The 21,940-nt window shown below is 64.7% G+C and carries 20 protein-coding genes and 1 tRNA gene; 13 read left to right on the top strand and 8 right to left on the bottom strand.

Annotated features, from left to right (window positions below):
- Positions 1-73: 73 nt before the first annotated feature.
- Entirely contained in the window at positions 74-928 is an 855-nt protein-coding gene (locus tag TU34_RS03600) for an MBL fold metallo-hydrolase (protein ID WP_045821472.1), read from the top strand.
- Positions 929-941: 13 nt separating this feature from the next.
- On the opposite strand, the gene TU34_RS03595 is transcribed toward TU34_RS03600, so the two are convergent.
- Both TU34_RS03595 and TU34_RS24080 read right to left on the bottom strand, forming a co-directional pair.
- The gene (locus TU34_RS03595; protein WP_045821471.1) at positions 942-1,430 is read right to left on the bottom strand and encodes a RidA family protein; all 489 of its coding nucleotides are present in this window, start codon (positions 1,428-1,430) and stop codon (positions 942-944) included.
- Positions 1,431-1,435: 5 nt separating this feature from the next.
- Entirely contained in the window at positions 1,436-1,600 is a 165-nt protein-coding gene (locus TU34_RS24080; RefSeq protein ID WP_188486393.1) for a Sp36 family protein, read from the bottom strand.
- Between the two features lie 44 nt (positions 1,601-1,644).
- On the opposite strand from TU34_RS24080, the gene bagA reads away from it, so the two are divergent.
- Together bagA and bagB are read left to right on the top strand one after the other, a co-directional pair.
- A complete protein-coding gene (gene bagA / locus TU34_RS03590) occupies positions 1,645-2,700 on the top strand; it encodes an ATPase BagA (RefSeq protein ID WP_045821470.1) in 1,056 nt (351 codons plus the stop codon).
- The gene (gene bagB, locus TU34_RS03585) at positions 2,700-3,812 is read left to right on the top strand and encodes an ArsA family ATPase (protein ID WP_045821469.1); all 1,113 of its coding nucleotides are present in this window, start codon (positions 2,700-2,702) and stop codon (positions 3,810-3,812) included. Before bagA ends, bagB begins: the two co-directional genes overlap by 1 nt.
- Before the next feature lie 22 nt (positions 3,813-3,834).
- Here the strand turns inward: bagB and TU34_RS03580 are convergent, their stop codons facing one another.
- Positions 3,835-4,149, bottom strand: a complete 315-nt coding sequence (locus tag TU34_RS03580) for a WhiB family transcriptional regulator (protein ID WP_045821468.1) — start codon at positions 4,147-4,149, stop codon at positions 3,835-3,837.
- A 217-nt stretch (positions 4,150-4,366) separates the two neighbouring features.
- On the opposite strand from TU34_RS03580, the gene TU34_RS03575 reads away from it, so the two are divergent.
- Entirely contained in the window at positions 4,367-6,853 is a 2,487-nt protein-coding gene (locus TU34_RS03575) for a penicillin-binding protein (protein ID WP_045821563.1), read from the top strand.
- Between the two features lie 16 nt (positions 6,854-6,869).
- Here TU34_RS03575 and TU34_RS03570 read toward each other — a convergent pair whose 3' ends face one another.
- Positions 6,870-7,343 carry a GatB/YqeY domain-containing protein gene (locus TU34_RS03570; RefSeq protein WP_045821467.1) on the bottom strand — a complete coding sequence of 158 codons (474 nt, stop codon included), beginning with the start codon at positions 7,341-7,343 and terminating at the stop codon, positions 6,870-6,872.
- An 82-nt stretch (positions 7,344-7,425) separates the two neighbouring features.
- Between TU34_RS03570 and TU34_RS03565 the strand changes: the two genes are divergently transcribed.
- Both TU34_RS03565 and TU34_RS03560 read left to right on the top strand, forming a co-directional pair.
- A complete protein-coding gene (locus TU34_RS03565; protein ID WP_045821466.1) occupies positions 7,426-8,424 on the top strand; it encodes a metallophosphoesterase in 999 nt (332 codons plus the stop codon).
- A gap of 78 nt (positions 8,425-8,502) precedes the next feature.
- Positions 8,503-8,576 (top strand) — tRNA-Pro (locus TU34_RS03560).
- An 83-nt stretch (positions 8,577-8,659) separates the two neighbouring features.
- Here the strand turns inward: TU34_RS03560 and TU34_RS03555 are convergent.
- From TU34_RS03555 to TU34_RS03540, 4 genes are all read right to left on the bottom strand, one after another.
- On the bottom strand, positions 8,660-9,904 hold the full coding sequence (locus TU34_RS03555) for a tyrosine-type recombinase/integrase (RefSeq protein WP_045821465.1): 1,245 nt from the start codon (positions 9,902-9,904) through the stop codon (positions 8,660-8,662).
- The gene (locus TU34_RS03550) at positions 9,901-11,631 is read right to left on the bottom strand and encodes an AAA family ATPase (RefSeq protein ID WP_238981155.1); all 1,731 of its coding nucleotides are present in this window, start codon (positions 11,629-11,631) and stop codon (positions 9,901-9,903) included. The genes TU34_RS03555 and TU34_RS03550 overlap by 4 nt, the downstream gene beginning before the upstream one ends.
- Positions 11,628-11,858: a hypothetical protein gene (locus TU34_RS03545; RefSeq protein WP_045821463.1), complete on the bottom strand. Its 231-nt coding sequence runs from the start codon at positions 11,856-11,858 to the stop codon at positions 11,628-11,630. Before TU34_RS03545 ends, TU34_RS03550 begins: the two co-directional genes overlap by 4 nt.
- 91 nt (positions 11,859-11,949) lie before the next feature.
- Complete coding sequence (locus TU34_RS03540) at positions 11,950-12,153, bottom strand: helix-turn-helix transcriptional regulator (RefSeq protein ID WP_045821462.1); 204 nt, start codon at positions 12,151-12,153, stop codon at positions 11,950-11,952.
- 111 nt (positions 12,154-12,264) lie between these two features.
- Here TU34_RS03540 and TU34_RS03535 point away from each other — a divergent pair, with 111 nt between their 5' ends.
- The 7 genes from TU34_RS03535 (at position 12,265) to TU34_RS03505 (ending at position 21,940) form a co-directional block, all read left to right on the top strand.
- Positions 12,265-12,795 carry a helix-turn-helix domain-containing protein gene (locus tag TU34_RS03535; protein ID WP_045821461.1) on the top strand — a complete coding sequence of 177 codons (531 nt, stop codon included), beginning with the start codon at positions 12,265-12,267 and terminating at the stop codon, positions 12,793-12,795.
- Positions 12,796-13,215: 420 nt separating this feature from the next.
- Positions 13,216-13,518 carry a type II toxin-antitoxin system RelE/ParE family toxin gene (locus TU34_RS03530; protein ID WP_238981154.1) on the top strand — a complete coding sequence of 101 codons (303 nt, stop codon included), beginning with the start codon at positions 13,216-13,218 and terminating at the stop codon, positions 13,516-13,518.
- Positions 13,519-13,530: 12 nt separating this feature from the next.
- Positions 13,531-14,625: a HigA family addiction module antitoxin gene (locus TU34_RS03525; protein WP_045821459.1), complete on the top strand. Its 1,095-nt coding sequence runs from the start codon at positions 13,531-13,533 to the stop codon at positions 14,623-14,625.
- A 152-nt stretch (positions 14,626-14,777) separates the two neighbouring features.
- Positions 14,778-16,718 (top strand): type I restriction-modification system subunit M, encoded by a 1,941-nt coding sequence (locus TU34_RS03520; RefSeq protein ID WP_045821458.1) that lies wholly within the window; start codon positions 14,778-14,780, stop codon positions 16,716-16,718.
- Entirely contained in the window at positions 16,715-17,962 is a 1,248-nt protein-coding gene (locus TU34_RS22855; protein WP_082079803.1) for a restriction endonuclease subunit S domain-containing protein, read from the top strand. The genes TU34_RS03520 and TU34_RS22855 overlap by 4 nt, the downstream gene beginning before the upstream one ends.
- Positions 17,962-21,444 carry a type I restriction endonuclease subunit R gene (locus TU34_RS03510; RefSeq protein ID WP_045821561.1) on the top strand — a complete coding sequence of 1,161 codons (3,483 nt, stop codon included), beginning with the start codon at positions 17,962-17,964 and terminating at the stop codon, positions 21,442-21,444. The genes TU34_RS22855 and TU34_RS03510 overlap by 1 nt, the downstream gene beginning before the upstream one ends.
- Positions 21,437-21,940 carry a hypothetical protein gene (locus tag TU34_RS03505; RefSeq protein WP_045821560.1) on the top strand — a complete coding sequence of 168 codons (504 nt, stop codon included), beginning with the start codon at positions 21,437-21,439 and terminating at the stop codon, positions 21,938-21,940. The genes TU34_RS03510 and TU34_RS03505 overlap by 8 nt, the downstream gene beginning before the upstream one ends.

Genomic DNA, 21,940 nt, shown 5'->3' with positions numbered 1-21,940 from the left:
ACATTGCGCGCCACTGTCAGTGGGCTGTGAACGCGGACGTGCTCCCACGACCGGACCCGGTAGCGTTCGTCGCATGACCGATCTCGCGCCTCCCGCGTACGAAATCCGCCGTCCCGTCGCCGCGTTCGCCTCGGTGGTGCTGTGTGAGAACCCGGGGATGATGGAGCTCGAGGGGACCAACACGTGGGTCCTGCAGGCACCCGGGCACACCGACTGCGTCGTGGTCGACCCCGGTCCCCGCGCCCACCGCAAGCACCTGAAGCGGGTCGCCGAGACCGGCGATGTCGCACTGGTGCTCATCACCCACCGCCACGCCGATCACACCGACGCGATCAAGCGCTTCCACAAGATGACCGGCGCACCGGTCCGCGCCCGCACCGAGGCGCACTGCCGCGACGGCGCGGTCCTCACCGACCGTGAGGTGATCGAGGTCGCCGGACTGCGCATCACTGTGTTGCTGACCCCCGGCCACACCGCGGACTCCACGAGCTTCCTCGTCGAGCACCTCGCGAAGGGCGACCCCGCGAACACCGCCGCCACCGAACCCACCCGGGTCATCGGCCGGGCCATGGTCACCGGCGACACGATCCTCGGTTCGGGCACCACGGTCCTCGACCCCAGCGACGGCACCCTGCGCGACTACCTCAACTCACTGAACCGACTCATCGTCGAGGGCGAGGGATGCGCGCTTCTGCCCGGACACGGCCCCGACCACCCCGACCTCATCCCCGTCGCGCGGTTCTACAAGACCCACCGAGAGGAACGCCTCGACCAGATCCGGGCCGCACTCGCCGACCTCGGACTGACCCCGGCACAGGCGAAGCCGATGAAGGTGGTCCGCAAGGTCTACCGCGATGTCGACAAGAAGCTGTGGCCCGCCGCCCGCATGTCGGTCAAGGCCCAGCTCACCTATCTCCGCGAGGCCTGACCGGTCAGAAGAACTAGATGTCTCCGACCTCGACGATGATCTCGACCTCGACCGGCGCGCCGAGCGGCAGTTCGGCGACACCCACCGCCGAACGGGCATGGTGGCCGGCGGTGCCGAACACCTCACCCAGGAGGTCCGAGGCACCGTTGATCACACCGGGCTGACCGGTGAACCCGGGCGCCGAGGCGACAAAGCCGGTCACCTTCACCACCCGCACCACCGCGTCGAGTCCGACGAGGCCGTTGACCGCGGCGAGGGCGTTCAGCGCGCACAGACGCGCGGCGTCGCGGGCCTGCTCGGGCCGCACGACGCCCTCGGCACCCTCGGACACCTTGCCGTGCACGGCCAGCTCACCGTCGACCATCGGCAACTGTCCCGAGGTGTAGACCGTGTTCCCCGACCGCACCGCCGGGTAGTAGACACCGAGCGGCGCGACCACCTTCGGCAGCTCGATGCCGAGCTCGGCCAGGCGCGCGCTCCACGAACGCTGCGTGTCCGACATCGCGCTCAGCCCTTCGGGCGCTTGAGGTAGGCGACGTGCTGCTCGCCGGTCGGCCCGGGCAGCACGCTGACCAGCTCCCAGCCGTCGACACCCCAGGTGTCGAGGATCTGCTTGGTGGCGTGGGTCAGTAGCGGCACGGTGGCGTATTCCCAGGCGGTCAGTTCACTCATGGCACTCACCCTATCGGCCCTCGCCGGGTGGATATGGTTGCTACGTGTCAGTTGAATCCGCCCAGGGTGCGCACCACGACGGCCCCGACGCCTCCCCCGACCCCGCGGGCGGCTCCACGTGGCCCGCGTCGGCGCGCTCGGCTCGGTTGCACTTCGTCTCCGGCAAGGGCGGCACCGGCAAGACCACGGTCGCCGCATCCCTCGCCCTCGCGTTGGCCGCCGGCGGCAAGAAGGTGTTGCTCGTCGAGTGCGAGGGCCGTCAGGGCATCGCGCAGCTGTTCGACATCCCGCCGTTGCCGCCGACCGAGACCCGCGTCGCGACCGCCGAGGGCGGCGGCACGGTCACCGCGCTCGCCATCGACATCGAACACGCCCTGCTCGAGTACCTCGACATGTTCTACAACCTCGGTTTCGCCGGGCGGGCGATGCGCCGCATCGGCGCCATCGACTTCGTGACCACCGTCGCGCCGGGTCTGCGTGACGTGTTGCTGACCGGCAAGATCAAGGAGTGCGTGGTGCGCACCGACAAGTCCGGGGCGCAGGTCTTCGACGCCGTCGTGGTCGACGCGCCGCCCACGGGCCGCATCGGCAACTTCCTCGACGTCACCACCGCGATGGCCGATCTCACCAAGACCGGTCCCATCCGCAACCAGAGCGACGGTGTCGCGAACCTGCTGCACTCCGAGCTGACCGCGGTCCATCTGGTGACCCTGCTCGAGGCGATGCCGATCCAGGAGACGATCGAGGCGGTCAAGGAGTTGCGCGGCAAGAACCTGCCCGTCGGCGCGCTCATCATCAACCGCGTCGCACCGCCGCATCTGGCCGACGATCAGATCGACCCGGTCGCCGAGGGGGTCGTCGACGCCGAGACGATCGCCGCCGAACTCTCCGCCGCGGGCCTCACCGTCTCCGAGGCCGATCTGCAGGGGCTGCTCACCGAATCGATCGAACACGCCAGCCGGGTGCAGGCCCAGCAGGTGGCCAAGGCCGAACTCGACGAGGTGGACATCGCGACGGTCGAGATCCCCTCCTATGACGACGGTGTCGACCTCGGCGGGATCTACGAGATCTCCGCCCTGCTGGAACGGACGGGTGCCTGATGGTCGCCGAACTCGACATGGGAACAGTGCTCGGCTCCGCCGACACCAAGGTCGTCATCTGCTGCGGCGCCGGTGGTGTCGGCAAGACCACCACGGCCGCGGCGATGGCCGTGCATGCCGCCGAACAGGGCCGCCGGGTGGTCGTGTTGACCATCGACCCGGCGCGACGCCTCGCGCAGTCGCTGGGGATGTCGGAGCTGACCAACGAGCCGCAGCCGGTCGACATCGATGGACCGGGTTCGCTCGACGCGATGATGCTCGACATGCGTCGCACGTTCGACGAGATGGTGACGCAGTACTCGACGCCCGACCGCGCCGAGGCCATCATGAACAACTCCTTCTACCAAACCGTCGCGACCTCGTTCTCCGGCACGCAGGAGTACATGGCGATGGAGAAGCTCGGTCAGCTGCTCGCGCTCGACAAGTGGGATCTCGTCGTCGTCGACACCCCGCCGTCGCGCAACGCACTCGACTTCCTCGATGCGCCGGCCCGACTGGGCACGTTCATGAGCGGCCGCCTGATGAAGATCCTCATGGGCGGCGGACGCGGCGTGGGCCGTGTCGTCACCGGTGTCGTGGGGCTCGCGATGCGCGGCGTGTCGACCATCGTCGGCGGCGACACCCTGCGTGACGTGTCGGCGTTCGTGCAGTCACTCGACGCGATGTTCGGCGGCTTCCAAGAACGCGCCACCACCACCTACAACCTGCTCAAGCGACCGGGCACCCAGTTCGTGGTCGTCGCCTCCGCCGAACCCGATGCGCTGCGCGAGGCGGCGTTCTTCGTGGACCGGCTGTCGGAGGAGAAGATGCCGCTCGCCGGTCTCATCCTCAACCGCACGCATCCGAACCTGACGTCGATATCGGCCGACGCCGCGCGCACCGCGCTCGATCACGTGGACGACGGGCTGACCCGGGCGGTGCTGGCGATCCACGCCGAGCGCACCACCACCGGGCGGCGGGAGCTGAACCTGCTGCGGCGTTTCACCACGTCGCACCCGGGGGTGCCGATCGTCGGCGTGCCGTCGTTGCCGTTCGAGGTCGCCGACCGGCAGGCGTTGCGCGCGGTCGCCGAGCAGATTCTCGGCGGACCGGGCCGCGCGGCGTCGTCGTGACGCCGTAGAGAAAAAAGAAGAGTCAGACCGCGTCGGCGTGACGACGGCGCTGACTCTCGAAGAACTCGCCCCACGAGGTGACCTCGGGGTGCTGGCGCAGCAGTGCGCGCCGCTGACGCTCGGTCATGCCGCCCCACACGCCGAACTCGACGCGGTTGTCGAGGGCGTCGGCTCCGCATTCGAGCTGCACCGGGCAGTGGCGGCAGATGGTGGCGGCCTTGCGCTGCGCCGCCCCGCGGACGAAGAGCTCGTCGGGGTTGCCACCCCGACACCTGGCCTGCGATACCCACGCGAGTCGAGCTTCGGTCTCACCGGTGGTCACTGCCGCGTTCGCCATGGGGAACCCCTGTCCGCTTCTAGAAATCGTTCGCGGGGCAAGCCCCGCCACTTTAGGACTCGAATGTTACGTGAGTCACATTCGGTACATCAATCTAGGTATTAGCGAGACAGACAGTCAAGTCGGGGGGAACCGCGACAGTGGGACGCGCGTCCAAGCAGGGGTGTTGTGACGTCGACTCCCCGGAGCACGCCTGCGCACCCCGTATCCTGTGGTCGTGTCCGAAACAACCCGTCGCCCCGAGCGGTCGAAGGCCCTCTGGGTGCTCCTGGGCTGCTGCCTGCTCGCCGGAGTGCTCGTCGCCGCCCTGCTCTTCCCGTTCGCCGGCGGCTTCGGCCTGCTGACCAACAAGGCCGCGACCACCGTCGAGAACTCGTCGTCGGAGCTGCTCGACGGAACGGTCCCCGAGGTGACCACGATGACCGATTCGACCGGTCGTCCGATTGCATATCTCTACGATCAGCGCCGCGTGCAGGTCGGCTACGACGACATCTCGCCGGACATGATCCGCGCGATCATCTCGATCGAGGACCGCCGCTTCCTCGAACACGACGGTGTCGACTGGAAGGGCACCATCCGCGCGTTCCTCAAGAACTCGTCGTCGGGTGAGGTGCAGCAGGGCGCGTCGACGCTCGATCAGCAGTACATCAAGAACTACCAACTGCTGGTTCTCGCGCGCACCGAGGCCGACCGCCAGGCCGCCATCGCCACCACCCCGGCGCGCAAGCTCCGCGAGGTCCGCATGGCGTTGACCCTCGAGCAGACGCTGACCGATCAGGCCATGCGCGACAAGAACATCGACAAGGCCGCGGCCAAGCAGGAGGCGAAGAAGGAGATCGTCACCCGCTACCTGAACATCGTCCCGTTCGGCAACGGCGCGTACGGGATCGAGGCGGCGGCGCAGACGTACTTCGGCAAGTCGGCCAAGCAACTCGACGTCACCGAGTCGGCGATGCTCGCGGGCATGGTGCAGTCGAGTTCGGCGCTCAACCCGTACACCAACGAGTCGGGCGTCACCGATCGACGCAACACCGTGCTCGACACGATGAAGGAGAACTTCCCCGACCGCGCAGCGGAGTTCGAGGCCGACAAGGCCAAGCCGCTCGGCGTGCTGCCGCAGCCGCGGTCGCTGCCGCAGGGCTGCATCTCCTCCGGCGACAACGGGTTCTTCTGCGATTACGCGCTGCAGTTCCTCGCCGAGAACGGCATCACCCGCGACGCCGCCCTGCGCGGCGGATACACGATCACCACCACCCTCGACCCGCAGGTGCAGGCCGCGACGAAGGCGTCGGTGCAGGCGGTCGCCGCCCCCGATCTCACCGGTATCGCCAACGTGATGAACGTGATCCGACCGGGCACCACCTCCCACGATCTGCTGGCCATGACCTCGAGTCGCAACTATGGGCTCGACCAACGACGCGACCAGACCGTACAGCCGCAACCGTTCTCGATGGTCGGCGACGGCGCGGGATCGATCTTCAAGATCTTCACCGTCGCCGCGGCGATGGAGAAGGGACTCGGCTCGTCGGCGACCCTGGACGTCCCGACGACCTATCAGGCCAAGGGGATGGGTTCCTCCGGTGGCGTCAACGGTTGCCCCGTCAACACCTACTGCGTGAAGAACGACGGCCGGTACCCCCGGTCGATGTCCATCACCAACGCCCTCGCGCAGTCGCCGAACACCGCGTTCGTGAAGCTGCTCAACGAGGTCGGTGTGCCCTCGGCGGTCGACATGGCCGTGAAGCTCGGGATGCGTTCCTACGCGCAGGCGGGCACCTCCGGTCAGGGCGATCTGAGCCTCGCCGACTACACCAAGCAGGGCAACTTCGGTTCGTTCACGCTGGGTCCCAACGCCGTCAACCCGTTGGAGCTGTCCAACGTGGCCGCGACGCTGGCGTCGCACGGAATGTGGTGCCCGCCGAACCCGATCAAGTCGATCACGCAGAAGAAGCGGGATCGCAACGGCAACACCGTGATCGGCGCGAACGGCCAGCCGGAGATGACCGCGGTCGCGTTCACCCCGCCCGCATGTGAGCAGGTCGTCGATCGCGGCCTCGCCGACACTCTCGCCAACGCGTTGTCCGCCGACGACAAGGGCGGCGGCACCTCGGCCGGCGCCGCCCGGTCGGCCGGTTGGAACCTGCCCGTGTCGGCCAAGACCGGTACCACCGAGGCGCACCGCAGCTCGGCGTTCCTCGGGTTCACCAACAACTTCGCCGGCGCCAGCTACATCTACGGCGACACCACCAGCCCCGAGGACATCTGCTCCTCGCCGCTGCGCCAGTGCTACGGCGGCGACCTCTACGGCGGTTTCGAGCCGGCGCGCACCTGGTACAACGCGATCCTGCCGGTGGCGGGGAAGTTCGGGCCCACCGAGCTGCCGCCCACCGACCCGCAGTTCGTGAACGGCAGCGAGCGCGGGCGGGTCCCCAGCGTCGTCGGTCTCACCGCGAGCGCGGCGACGGAGCGTCTGCAGGAGAACGGCTTCAAGGTCGATCAGCAGACCACCACCAGCCCGGAATCGGCCGGCACGGTGACCGGTACCGCGCCCACGGGCACGGCCATCCCCGGCAGCACGGTGACGATCTACGTCAGCGACGGCCAGGGTCGGTCCTCGACGCCGGCGCCCGATCGCGGACCGCGGCTCCCCCCGACCACGATCGAGATCCCGGGTATCGGGCCGATCGTGATCCCGGGCGGCTGACCGGTCCCTCGGTCGGTCAGCCGAGCGCGGCGCGGACCGCGGTCGACAGGCGCTTGCCGTCGGCCCCGCCCGCGGCAGCGGCCTGCACCTTCTTCATGACCTGACCCATCTGCCGCATGGTGGGCGCCTCACCGGTCTCGGCGGTGACCGCGGCGACGGCGTCGGCGACGAGGGCGTCGATGCCGGCGTCGTCGAGTTGGGTGGGCAGGTAGCGCGAGATGATCTCCGCCTCGGCGCGTTCCTTCGCGGCCAGCTCGCCGCGGCCGTTCTCGTCGTAGATCGACGCCGACTCCGCGCGCTTCTTGTTCTCCCGCAGCAGCACACCGATGACCTGCTCGTCGGTGAGCGAGTGGGCCTCGGTACCCGAGACCTCTTCGGCGCCGATCGCGGAGATGATCATGCGCAGCGTCGCGGTGGTGTCGGTGTCGCGGGCCTTCATCGATGCGGTGAGGTCGGTGCGGAGCTTCTGCTTGAGCGGGGAATCGGTCATGGCGCCCACGGTAATCGCGATCGCGTGCGACCCCGGGGCTTTCTTGTGGCCAGCGGCTCGACACGATCGGTATCCTGGCCGGATGGTAGAGGTCGACTTCTCGCGGATCGGTGCCGGTACGTCGCGGCTCACGTCACTCCAGCAGGGCGCCGCACTGGCGGCCGGCGCGGCGACGGCGGGACTGGCGTACGCGACGCTCATCGAGCGCAACGCCTTCGCGCTGCGGCATCGCACCCTCAACGTGCTGGAGCCCGGCTCGGGCACCCTGCGCGTGCTGCACATCAGCGACCTGCACATGCTGCCCGGACAGCGCCTCAAGCAGGCGTGGGTCTCGGAGCTGGAGTCGCTCGAACCCGATCTCGTGATCAACACCGGCGACAACCTCGCCCACCCGCAGGCGGTGCCGTCGGTGATCCAGTCGCTCGGCGGGCTGTTGTCGCGTCCGGGGCTGTTCGTCTTCGGCTCCAACGACTACTTCGGGCCCACCCCGAAGAACCCGCTGAAGTACTTCAACAAGAACCACACGAAGTCGTTCGGCGACCCGCTGCCGTGGCAGGACCTGCGCGCAGCGTTCACCGAGCGTGGATGGCTGGATGCGACCCATACCGTTCGCGAGCTCGAGGTGGCCGGGGTCCGCGTAGCTGCCGCCGGTGTCGACGATCCGCATCTCCACCGCGACCGCTACGAGACCATCGCGGGCCGCCCCAATCCGCTGGCGCACCTGCGGCTCGGGCTCACACACTCCCCCGAGCCCCGCGTGCTCGACCAGTTCGCCGACGACGGTTACGACCTGGTGATGGCCGGGCACACCCACGGCGGGCAGCTCTGTGTGCCGTTCTTCGGCGCGCTGGTCACCAACTGCGAACTCGACCGGTCGCGTGTGAAGGGCCCGTCGAGCTGGGGTGCGTCGATGAAGCTGCACGTCAGCGCCGGACTCGGCACCTCGCCGTATGCGCCCTACCGCTTCTGCTGCCGGCCCGAGGCCACGCTGCTCACCCTCACCCCGGTCTCGCACGGCGACGCCGAGTACGACGAGGAGCAGTCGCTGCCGCCACTGACCGCGGGGATGCGCCAGGGCTAGCGCCACCCTGCTGACCAGGCGATTTAACTCGCTTTACGCGAGGCGCTAAGCTGGTCGAGGTTGTCCGCAAGGATGCCACGGGGTGTGGCGCAGCTTGGTAGCGTGCTTCGTTCGGGACGAAGAGGTCGTGGGTTCGAATCCCGCCACCCCGACGTGTTGGTTGAGACACAGATGAGGCCCTGACCAGGGGAAACCCGGTCGGGGCTTCCTCGTTTCTACAACTAGTCGACATTGGCTAGTTCCTTCCAGTCCGCACACAGTCCGCAGGAGAATTTCTCAGTGCGAGCAACGCGGAGTCCCGCGCCCTGTCGAGCGCCGCGGCGACCGCCTCGAGGTCGTCTGGAAACAGGTCTGCATAAGTGTCGAGAGTGAGTGCAGCGGATTTGTGTCCGAGCATGGTCTGAACCGCCTTCACGTTCGCCCCGGCTGAGATCGCGAGCGACGCTGCAGTGTGCCGGAGATCGTGCGGTGTCACGATCGGAAATTCAGCCGTCAGCTCGTCCAGACCCTGCAGCATCTGAGCGCTGCGCAACTCGTTTGCCTGGGCGATGGCGCGATCGACCGCCGGCTTGAAGACCCGGGGCCGCCACGTCGAGACCCGGAGGACCACCGACCCACCTCGGGTGAAGACCTGGTCGTCACGCCCCTTGTGCCGGACCAAAGCCACGAGCTCGTCAGCAAGGAAGGCGGGGTACGGGACTGACCGACGCTCGTGGTTCTTGGCCGTAGACCACACGAGTTCGCCTCTCACCTCGGCAACAGCCTGGCGGATGTTCAGCCTTCGGCGCGCGAGATCGAAGTTCTCGACGCGGAGCGCAGCCATCTCACCCCATCGCAATCCGGTGTAGGCGAGGAAGCGAACGACGCTGGAGTCAAGATCGGTAGGCATTGCTTCAGCAAGCAGCTCGACCTGCGGATGGTTCAGGTACCCGCGCGCTCGGTGCTCCCGACGTGGGGCTTTGACGCCATCACAGGGGTTCCGAGGTATCCGCCGGTCATCGACCGCCATTCGACAGATCATTCGGAACACGCCGAGAGCATTCTCGATCGTCTCCGGGCCGGCGCCGCCCTCCTTCAGCCCGTGAACCCAGGCGCGAACGTGACTCGGTTGCACGTCCTTCACGGCGATGTCTTCCCAATGCGGCCGGACGTAGGCCGACCATGTCACCGCCCGAGTCGCAGCCGTTGTCTGCTTGATGTGCCCCTGAGCCTTCGACCACTGGTCGTACAGCTCCCCGATCGAGATTTTGCCGGTCTGCGGAGACACATAGGTGCCGGCCCGGATCGCGGCGGCAATGTCGTCTAGCCACGATTGCGCGTCGACCTTCCGCGTGAAGGACTGAGTGCGCTCCTCACCTGACTCGTCGACATATCGCGCCAGCCATCGTCTTCCGATCCCGTCGCGAGAGCTCGCCGTGCCGTCCGCTTTACGCCAACGGTCCTCTACGCCAGCACGTCTACCTCGCCGCGTCCCCGTCACTGTTCATCCCCGCTCCCAGTGGGCGATTGGGCTTCCTCGGTGTCGTTCAAGGACCAGATCCAGGCCGAGTCCTTGCCGAAACCGACACGTTTGGTCCGAACGCCGGCCTTCCGTCTGGCCTTCTTCACCACGTTGTCGATCAGTCCCGCCGCGCGAGTGATGCGAAGGACCTCGGCCGCGGGCGCGCTACCCCCGACATCGCGTAGGTAGTCGACGATGACGGCCTGCACCTCATTGCGTTCCTCATGGTCTTCGCCCTCGGCCACGAGGAAGTCGCGGGCATCGTGATTGGTGTCGCCGAGCCATTCCACCCTGCCGACCTCAGTCGGACCACCTGCGGTCATGACGGAACGCGATTCGAGTCGGCATTCGACCGAACGGACGCGGGAAGCCAGGTTGCCTTTTGTGTTGGTGATGATCAGGTTCCCGGTCTCCGGATCGTCCGCGAGGGAGAGGACCGATCGCGCTACTTGACTCCAGGCGATCGACCCGAGAATGAGCTTTCCGCTGTCTACGCCCTCCCTCTTGCCGAAGTGAACGAGGCCCAGAACGACAACCCGCCGGGTGCCGGCCAGCCGTGCGAGCGGCTCCAGGAACCGTCTGACTTGGCGGTCATCGTTACCAGACAGGTCGGCGGACATGCTTGAGGTCGCGGCATCGAGGACGATCAGAGTCACGTCGTTGGCCGCGACGACTCGGTCGAGTGCGGGCACGTCGACGGGCAAGATCAGGTTTCCCGCGTCTGTCGTCTCGGTTTCGACGTCGATGAAGAGCACCTTCGTCAGGTCGGCGCCGGCCGCGACTAGTCTTGGAGTGACTGTGTGCTCGCGGGAGTCTTCCGAATGCAGGTAGAGCACGGAGTTTCCGGCGCGTGTTTCCCGGGCTGCCCAGTCGCAGGCAATAGTGCTCTTACCCTTGCCCTCTCGCCCCGCCAGCAGCGTGAGAGACGACATGGGGATCAGGTCGGGCTCCCACCACTCCAGCTTCTGCATCGTTACGTCACTGCCGCGAATGACGCGAAGGTGTCGGCCGGACCGGCGGCGCTCGACCAGCGCACTGACGTCCTCGCCTGCCATGAGGTGATCTGTTAGATCCTTGCAGTCCCCTACCGCCTCCACGATGCACACTGTCGCGGCTACCGACTCGACGAGTTCGACGACGGCGCGGGCGTGTTTGAGGCCGGGTTCATCCTTGTCGGCCACCACCACGACGGGACGATGCGCGAGCACGGTCCAATCGAAATGCCTCGCCTTCCCAGCACCCATGGCCCCACTCACGGCCACGAGCCCGTGTGACTCGGCCGTGAGCACGTCCTTCTCACCTTCGACTACATACACGGTCACCGACGTGTCAGCCGGGAGTCGGTCCGCATGGAACAGGGCTCGACCCAGCACGTTTCCCGATTGGCGGAACTTCTTGGCCGGCGATCGGTAGACAACCCGTCCGTCGGGGTAGTCGTAGCGCGCACCCGACGCGTCATCGTAGAGGTCAGCCAACGACAGCCCGACCGCCTCGAGAACGGCATCTTTATCGTCAGCGAAGCTGTTAACAAGGACGCAGCCCTCGATTTGCCGGAAAGTCACCGACCGATCGGCTGCACTGTGACCCGGAGCCTGTGCAGATGCGGTCAGATGAGAGCCTGCTGTCCACTGCAGACCCATCGCCTCGAAGGCATTTCGGCATCTGTCGATCGCGCGATCGTTCTGCAGATGCGTAGGAGCGGTCACCGAACGTCTCGCGGGAAGGTGAATCCGAGCCTGCCCGCGACATGGGTCAGCAGGCAGGCGAACTCGTCCCGGGACAAATGGTGCACGATCCCGCGGCCGGACACGTTGACGAAGACGAGTTCGACACCGCGGCTGTCGGAAGACAGCTGTATCGCTGTCTCGTTCTCGGTGGTGGACCCAATCGGGATCCATGCGTAAAAGGGCGTGCGCGCGCTATCGTCGGACATAGTCTCGGTTCCTCAGGAATGTGGGATGGGACTGTTCGCCCCTGGTCTTCGGTTGCCGCCGAGCCAGGGGCGCTTTGCTGCGCAGGTGCGATCAGGCAGCGCCGCCACCGCGTCGCGTCGAGGTCTCCTGCGCAGTGAGCCATCGCTCGATCTCGCTCTTGCGGTATAGGACTCGCGATCCCGCCCTGAAAGATGCAGGGCCCTCGTCCGCATGGCGCCAGTACCGAAGGGTGGCCGCCGGCAGAAACGGCCAACGCTCGCTGACCTGCTTGGTGGTGAGAAACTCGTCGTTCACGGGACACTCCCTCGTGGGTCGATTGATGCTGAATGACCATCTTGAGTCATTACTGAATCATCACGAGCGTGGCACTCGCCGTTGATGCTGTCAAGCACTAGCGTGTCGAATATGAATCACGACGAACCGACGGGCGAGACGTTCGGATCGACCATGCGCCGACGACGCCTGGATGCTGGACTGAGCCAGCGGGCACTGTCCCAGCGGCTGATCGAGCTTGGAGTAACGATCGACCAGGCCGCGATCACGCGCATGGAAAGCGGACAGCGCGAGCCACGCCTGTCGGAGGCGATTGCCATCGCCGAGTTCCTCCAATTCGACCTAATGCAAGTCGAATTGGACCAACCCAACGTCAGCTTCAGCGGAGCGATGCAGGTTGGCACCCAGAAGTTCTTCGCTGCACGAGCCGCGATCGACGAGTATCTGAAGGCCGCGCAGCAAGCCGCCCAGCAGTTCAAGACATGGGAGCGTGGCGACCCGGACGCAGAGGATGATGGGCCGTTCCTCGAACACGTTCGAACACTCCCCGGGTCCGAGCCAACCCACAACGCGACTGCTGTCGATTGGAGCGACCTCGATTGGTCATTCTGCGAGCCGTATGTGTCCGCAGTTTTGAACGGACTTCACCCAGAAAGCCCATAGGTGCCGTAGATGCCACTCTCGCCTGACGGCGCTCTGTTGGCACCAATGGCCTCGTCTACCCGCGTCAGCAGGGCACCCCGCCTCAGGCAAGCGCGGTACGCCGAGGGTCTCAGCCACAAGTTGAGGACGCAGTGCTCTGCGGAGGTCTGCACGGCGGGCATGGCGCGATCTGGACTCGGCAGTGTTGCGCGGCCCCCTGCCGTCGCGCCGATTTGCGGCACCGTTGGCCCGAACGGACTAGTCGCGGCATGGCTGCATCACCCTCTCGCGCCGCACCGATACCCTCGGATTACCTCGGGTGCGGACCGGAGTCCGACGGCCTCCGCGTAGCGACTCTCGGTGGGTCTTCTTTGTCACAACCGGCATAATGCGCGATCGGCTCGCGCTAGACTGTAACGAAATTGGTGACACCAGTTGGACGTGAAGTACCAGGATCGGAAGCTTGAGAAGCTGTGTACGGACGAGCGGGTGATGCGGAAGAAGCGTGGGGACATCGCAGACAAACTCCGCCGGCGGGTCAACGCGCTGCGCACAGCCGAGACAGTGGGTGACCTGTCCACCATCGACCCGCTGGGCTATTGGCACCAGCTTCATGAGGACCACGCCGGAGAGTGGGCCGGGAAGCTCAGCGACAACTACCGGCTGCTGATCCGGCCCGAAGGCGATTCAGATTCCTGGAACGCGGTCACAGTGACCGTGATCGACATCGACGACTACCACTGAGAGGAGAAGCCAATGACCAACACGAACTACGCCGTCGCCCCCGGGGAGTACCTGGAGGAGTGGATCGACGAACAGGGCTTCTCCCAGCAGCGAGTGGCCGACCTGGTGGGCTGCAGCCGCAAGCAGGTGAACGAGATCATTCATGGCCGCGCCCCGATCACCGCGGACACCGCCAGACGGTTGGAGCGCGTCGTCGGCATACCTGCCGACGCGTGGCTGCGGTACGAGGCTGCGTACCGCGCGGACCTCAGCCGCATCGCCGATGAGGAAGACCTCGCGCAGCACGCCGAGGCCATCGACTCGAACGCCGCTATGTATCTTAGGAGCCTCGGCGCCACCTCCGCGACGCGCGCCAATCCGGGTCGCCTGGTGTCCGATTTCCTCGCCTTTCATCGCTGCGGTACCTGGGAGGTCTACGAGCACCTCCACGAGACCGCTTCGCAGGGTGAGTACGCGCTCGCGGCGTTGAAGGAGTCCGGCGCCGACGTCGCGCCGACAGCTCTGACCACCTGGCTTCGCGCCGCGGAGTTCACTCCGTCGTTCGAGCGCGGCCGAAAGTACGACTACGAGGAAACGCACCTCCACGCGGCGCTCCCGGAGCTTCGTGCGCGGGCAGCCCGGCCGGACACGACGATGCTTCAGGACATCGCTGGCCAGCTCGCAAAGATCGGTGTCGTCTTCATGGTCGTCGAGCCGCCAAAAAACTTCCCGCTTTTGGGGATGACACGGTGGATCGACGGCAAGGTACCGGTCATCCAGCAGACGGGCCGGTGGGGCAAGGACGGCTTCGTAATCTGGGCCTTGTTCCATGAACTCGGACACGTACTCAACGACCCCCGTGGCGAAATGCACCTAGAGTTCAAAACGGAGAAGAAGCGCTCCAGCGCCGCCGAGAAGGGCGCGAACCAGTTCGCCTTCGAGACGCTGTTCGGGGCTGGCGGCATCGAGCCCTTCCAGGGACTTACGCGCGACGGTGACATTGTGCGCGCCGCGAGGCAGGTGGGGATCTCTCCGGGGGTAGCCGTGCACCAGATGCACCGCCGGCGCCTGCTGGACTACCGGTTCGGGAATAACCTCTGCGTGGACTTGAAGGGCACCTTCGAGTAGCAGCGGCGGGTCGCACCCGACCATCGAGAACTACAGTGGCCGAGTCCAGGCCGGTCCTTGCTCTTGTGACATGCGCCTCGGGCGATTATTCGTACTCCGATGTAACGTTTCCGATACATTCTGATGGGTGAGCGGGACCGATCGAGGGCACATTGGCTGACGCAGCGAACAATAGGACGACCGCACGCATCGTGTGGGACACCGCCGACAAGTACTTGCGCAACATCGTCGACGAGGAGGACTACGGCGACTACATTCTTCCGTTCACGGTGCTCCGTCGGCTGGAATGCATGCTCGCGGACACCAAACAGGAGGTGACTGCGTTCGTCGCCTCGCTCGCCACGATGCCGCCGCATCTGATCGACATCGCGGTGAAGGACAGGTTCGGGCTGAGCTTCTACAATGTCTCGCCACTCGACCTCGCAACGATCGCCTCAGTCGACGACAACGTACACAAGTCTCTACAGAGCTACGTTGACGGCTTCTCGAACAACATCGCCGACATCTGGACCTCTTTTGAGTTCAACCGCCGCGCGAAGGTCCTCGCCGATGCCAACCGTCTCCACTCGGTGGTGAAGCACTTCTCAAAGCTCGACCTGTCGCCGAAGGAACTCGCCAACACCGCCATGGGCGATGTCTTCGAGGACGTGATGTACCGGGCCTTCAACAAGAAGGGGAAAGCCGCGGGCAACTTCTACACCCCGCGCGATGCGATCAAGCTCATGGTCGACATCTTGATCACCAACGACGACGACGGTCTTGCTGGTGAGAGTGCCCTACGCTCCATCTACGATCCGACCGCCGGCTCCGGCGGCATGCTGCTCGTCGCGCACGACGCGCTCAAGCGGATGAACGAGAAGATCGACGTCACGCTCTACGGGCAGGAACTCATGCCGTCGGCCTTCGCCCTCGGCAAAGCTGACCTATTGATTCAGGGCGGCCGGCCGGACGCGATCAAGCGGGGTAACACCCTCGTAGAGGACCTTTATGGGGATCAGGCGTTTGACTACGTGCTCTCCAACCCTCCGTTCGGCAAGGACTGGGAGGCCGACGAGAAGGCCGTCAAGGAACAGGCAAAATCACACGGATCGCGCTTTAGCCACGGTCTGCCGGGTACCAGTGACGGTCAGATGTTGTTCCTGGCGCACTGCGCATCCAAGCTCAGCCCAGCGGCGAAGAACGGTCAGGGCGGCCGCGCCGCCGTCGTCTCGAACCAGTCGCCGCTGTTCAACAGTGACAATGGGCCAAACTCGATCCGTCAGTGGCTCCTCGAAGAAGACCTGATCGACGCGATCATCGGGCTGCCCACGAGCATGTTCTACGGCACGGGAATCGCTACATACGTCTGGATCCTCGACGCGAACAAGGACCCGGACCGAAAGGGAAAAATCCAGCTGATCGACGGATCGGGCCAGTGGGACTCCATGTGGAAACCGATGGGCGACAAGCGCCGCGAGATGGGGAAGACCCATCGGAAAACGCTGATGGAGGCGTACAAGGCGTTTGACCAGGCTGACCCTGCGATCTCTCGCGTGATGACTCCCGAGGACTTCAGATTCCGCGACGTGCCCGTGTACAAGCAGGCACGGTTCGGGGTCCATTTCACCCAGGAGTGCATCGATGCGCTCCGAAGCCGTCGAGACTTTGTCGATGGGTACGTGTCAGTACTGAAGTCGCTAGACGGAACTGCCTGGAACGACCTCCCGAAGACGCTCCCCGAGGCGGCGAAGGCAGAGGGGCTCAAGGCGCCGGTTGGTCTTGTCGACGCCGCGATGAAAGTCATGGCCGTGGCAGATGACTCCGAGCCGGCGGCCGTCGATCGCAAAGGCAAGCCCGTTATCGCGGACGGATGGAGGATCACCGAGCGCATCCCGCTGAGCGAGGACGTTGACGAACACATGGAGCGCGAAGTATTGCCGTACGCACCCGATGCAGTGTGGGATCTGACCAAAGCTAGGCACGGCACCGAAATCCCGTTCAACCGCATCTTTTATGTTCCTGAGGAACCGCGCCCACTCGCCGAGATCGACTCCGAGGTGCAGAGACTCATGGGCGAGCTGGCTGACATGTTCGGCGCGGTGAGCGCGGAATGAGCCGATCTCCATTACCGGCGACACCGCGTGACTGTGATTCGCGCTCACCGATATCGCTGATTCCTGGCCACTGGAAGGCCACCAAATTCGGCTACCATTTTAGAGAAAGCGATGAGAGAAACGGCGATAGTCCGCCCGGCCCGCTCCTTTCAATATCAGAGTATCGGGGTATCGAACTCAACACCCGAACCGACGGGCAGAAGGCTTCGCACGATGTCTCGAGTTACCGAGTCGTTCGACCAAATCAACTTGCCGCCAACATGATGTGGCTCAACCACGGGGGCATCGGTGTCTCGTCGCTCACCGGCTACGTCAGTCCTGACTACAAAGTGTTTTGGATCTCAGAGCATTTCGAGCCGCGCTACGTACATCACCTTTTTCGAAGCTCGCGGTACATCGGATACTTCGCAGCCGTTGCTACCGGCGTGCGCCCCAACGCGCAGCGGGTTACTAAGGCTGTGCTGGATGCAACACCGCTGCCGTTCCCGCCCTTCACAGAACAGGTCTATATCGCCGACTACCTCGACAGAGAAACCGGCCATATCGACGCGTTGCTCGGCAAGATGGATGAACTGGCAGCTTTGCTCGTCTCACGCCTTGCTGGCCTCAAGGAGAACGCTCTAGCCAAGATCCCCGAGCGTCGGGCGCTCAGGTGGATGGTGCCACAGATCAGCACCGGACCATTTGGCACGCAGGTGAAGCAGGGCGATTACATCAGCGATGGGGTTCCCCTGATCAACCCCTCCCATATTGTCGGTGGACGCCTCGCCCCTGACAGCAAAACGACTGTGTCGGAAGCAAAAGCGACCGAGCTTGACCGTTTCGCGCTTTCCGCCGAAGACGTGGTTGTAGCACGCAGAGGCGAATTCGGACGTTGCGCAGTGGTGAGAGAAGCGGATACTCCTGCTATCTGCGGTACCGGCAGTCTCCGTGTTCGGTCTGATCCTGCGGTTGCGCTGCCGGAGTTTGTCCAGTTGGTGGTCTCGTCGCCCGACGCTATTCGAGAGCTTGAACAGCTCTCGGTCGGCGCAACGATGGGGAATCTCAACGAACGTCTTCTCGGTGAGGTATCCGTACCGGTCACTTCAATTCATGAGCAGAAGGCAGTCCTGAAGTACATCGACGAAGTAACTGGTCGGATCGAAGCCATGTTGTCGAAAGTCGCGGAACTGAAGTCGTTGCTGTTGGAGCGACGGTCAGCGCTCATAACCGATGTTGTCACCGGCCGGAAACAGGTCTCGTGATGGGCGACGCGCAGCTGATGGAGTTGGAGTTCGAGCGCAACCTCTGCTCAGAGCTCTCGAAGCGCGGATGGCTATACGAGAACGAGGGCAAGCCGACGGGTTGGGACGTCGGCCTCGCGCTGGTCCCTGCCGACGTACTCTACTGGCTCGCAACGCAGTACCCCGACGAGTACGAGAAAGCCGTCCCCGCCGACCTCGTCGGGGAGCAGAAGGCCACAGCCGAGCGAAAACTGTTGCAGCACATTACAACCAAAGAGCTGGCCAAGCAGACGAAGATGGATGCCACCACGGGCCACCCCGTCGGCGGGCTGCTCGGCGTGCTGCGGAAGGGCTTTACCTACGCCCAGGTTGGTCGCCCTGCCGCGAAGTTCGGGCCAATGATGGAGTTCCCGCCTGCGAACCCCAACCTCAACGAGGTGGTGGAGGCTGCAGACTCCGTGCGTCTGCGCGTTCTGCGACAGGTGCGTTTCGACAACGCGACCAACGAGACTATCGACGTGGTACTCACGGCCAACGGTCTGCCGGTCGTGACAATGGAGCTGAAGACAGACAACACGCAGACGGTCAACCACGCGATCCGCCAGTACAAAGAGGACCGCCGGCCCGGGAAGAATCGCCCGCTGCTCGCGCCCGGCCGTGCCTTGGTGCACTTCGCAGTGTCGAACGACCTCGTCTACATGACTACGAAACTGGACGGCGAGGACACCGTGTTCTTGCCCTTCAACCAGGGCAACGAAGGTCATGAGGGCAATCCGCCTTCGGGTACTGGTTCGTCGACGGACTATTTGTGGCGCGAAATCCTCGCCCGCCCGATGGTCATGCGCATCCTGAAGGACTTCGCGCTGTTTGAGCCGAGCAAGTCCGGCAAGAGAGACGGCCGGCTCGTGTTCCCGCGCTTCCACCAGCTGCGCGCGGTTGAACGCGTCGTCGGCGCCATTGAGGCGAACGGAACGGGAGGGCGCTACTTGGTCTGGCACTCGGCCGGCTCCGGCAAGACAAAGACGATTGCGTGGTTGAGCCACCGGCTGATCCGGCACATGAGTGTGGACTCGCAGTCAACGTTCGACTCTGTCATCGTCGTCACCGACCGCAACGTGCTCGATGAGAACATTCGCCACGACATGCATCTGGTGCAGTCCAGCAAGGGCTTGGTCGTCAGCGTTGGCGAGAAGTCGGGGGCGAAGTCCCCCCAGCTGAAGAAGGCACTCGTCGAGGGTGACCACATCATCACCTGCACCCTGCAGACGTTCCCCGAAGTAATGAAGCTGATCGAGGACACAGAGGAACTGCGCGGCCGACACTGGGCGGTGATCGCTGACGAGGCGCACTCCTCGCAGTCAGGTTCCGCAGCGAAGAAGCTGAAGGAGCTCCTGGTCGACCTCGACCTCGAATCGGACGACGAGAACATCAGCGCTGATGACCTGCTGCTGGCGAAGGACTCGGCGATCGCCGCATCCAGCAACATCACCTTCGTGGCGCTCACCGCTACACCTAAGGCGAAGACCCTGCGGCTGTTCGGCACCCAGCGCGACGACCGCTGGGAAGCCTTCGACACGTACACCATGGCGCAGGCGATCGAGGAGGGCTTCATACTCGATGTGCTCACCAACTACTCGACGTACGACATGTTTCTTCGGGTGAAGAACGCGCTGGAGGACGAGCAAGAGATCCGCGTCAACACCGGCGAGGCTGTCACCAACATCGTGCGATTTGCCCGGCTACACCCGACCGCGATCGCGCAGAAGGTGCGTGTGGTCATCGAGCATTTTCGGCGGAACGTGATGGACATGCTCGGCGGTGAGGCACGTGCGATGGTCGTCACCAGCTCACGGCCCGAGGCATACAACTGGTCGAAGAAGATGAATGCTTACCTCGCCGATCAGGGCTACACCGACATGGAGACCTTGGTCGCGTTCTCCGGTTCACTCGTCGATGAGGACACCGGCGATTCGGTCACCGAAGTCTCGCTCAACAACCGAAGCGACGTCGGCCGCGCGTTCCGTGACGAGGACCAGTACCGGGTTCTGATTGTCGCCAACAAGTTCCAGACCGGCTTTGATGAGCCGCGCCTAATGGCGATGTACGTCGACAAGAAGCTCACCGGTGTCGCCACGGTTCAGACTCTTTCGCGGCTCAACCGCACCTACCCGGGCAAGACCGCCCCGATGGTCGTGGACTTCCGGAACTCACCGGCGAACATCCAGAAGGATTTCAAGCTCTACTACTCCGACGCCCACGTCGAAGGGGACGTCGACCCCAACTCCCTCTACACCATCGGCGAGCGCCTCGACACCGCAGACGTGTACTCGTATGACGAAATGAACGCCGTCGTCGACGCTTACCGCTTCGAGTTAGGCGGCGAGGCGATCGCCACGGCCCTCGCGCCCATCAAGAACCGCTGGAACGGTCAGATGCGGCAGGCCGTGCTCAGCAAGGACAAGCCGCAGCGGGAGGAACTCGAGCGGTTTCGCGCCGACGTAATCAGCTACCGCAACGCCTGGCAGTTCCTCAGCCAGATCGTTGACTACCAAGATCTGGATTTGGCTCGTCGCGCGATTCTCGCGACCTTGCTCGCGCGCAACCTTCACTCCGACGGCGAGGACTACGACGACAGCTACTTGGAGGGGGTGCAGCTCTCGGGCGTGAAACTCGTACCGGCTTTGATCAGCGGGGACCACTCGCTGAGCGAGGGTGGCAGTGAAGGCATCAAGCTGCCCACCTTCGAGGGAGAACACAAGGGCGGCGACGGGATACCGCAGCGGGGACCGCTCGACGAGGCCATCGACACGGTCAACGAGATGTTCCAGGCCAAGGGGGTCGACGTGAGCCCGGAGAGCGTGTCCGGGTTCATCACGACGTTCTGGGGTTTTCTCGACGCGAATGAGGAGGCTGTGGCGATGGCGAAGAACAACACCGTCGCGCAGCTCAAGGCATCCGAGGGATTCAGCGGCGCTGTCGGTCTCGCTGTGTTGAAGACGGTCAGTGAAGCGCGAGAGATTCAGTCGTATATGACGGACCCAGCGTTCCTGCAGGCGATCACTGACATCGCGGCGGACACCATCCACACGCAATACCGCAGACCTGTCGGCGTTCTGACTGACCCAGACCATGCCGAAGACGCGCGAACCGCACGCATGGCTATTGGCGCCTTGGCTTCTCTTGAGGAGGGCTGGGTTGACGGTGACTCCGGCCAAGCCATTTCAGCGGAGGTGATCAATAGAGGCGCCCATGTGATCGACGTGATGGAGGACCTCGGCAACGTCACGCGGTCGGTTTTCCCAACCGAAGAAGGTGGTGTGCGCTTTTACTGGCCGCGCGCCGAGAATCAGCTGACGATCGAAGTCGAGCCCTCTGGTGCGCTCTACATCCACACCGCTGACGTCGCGGCCGGGACGTTCCGAGACGAAGCGGTGCCGACAGGCGCCGACCTCACTGATCGACTCGCAGCGTGGCTCATCGAGGATGACGCCGGCCATGAGTGAAGACGCGACACGTGAGCGGGTGACACCGGGCGAGACCGAGCTTCTGCGCCCCATCATTAGCGCCTGGTGCGACGACAAGGGGGTTGTCGCGCCGCAGGCGTTCAATCTCAGTAGCGCGGACAAGCAGGACTCCAACCGTCTGTCCATCGTGCGCGGTGACGCAACGACTCCCGACCAGGCCTACGCCGACCGAGCGGCCCACATCAAGAAGCGGTGTGACGAAAAGGGAAAGGTGTATCTGCCTCCAACCGGAGTCTTGGCCGTGACGGTCGACGAGGTCGAGTCCGTGGAAATCAAGTCCTCCAATGGCAGTCGAACACCCCTCACCGCGTGGGATGACTCGATGAACGCCGATCGTCCGGATGACCACGGGCACGTCGACTTCAACGACGTGCCTCCCGATGACAGAGGTTCCTGTCTGTTCGTCGCGAAGGCAATGCTCGCTCAAGCTGAGGCAAGAGGCTGGAAGTTCCGCCCCGTTGAGCCCTCGGAGTAG

Source organism: Williamsia herbipolensis (assembly GCF_000964005.1).
Taxonomy (GTDB): Bacteria; Actinomycetota; Actinomycetes; order Mycobacteriales; family Mycobacteriaceae; genus Williamsia_A; species Williamsia_A herbipolensis.
The sequence above is the reverse complement of the archived record's forward strand: the minus strand, read 5'-3'. Positions and strand labels throughout refer to the sequence as shown.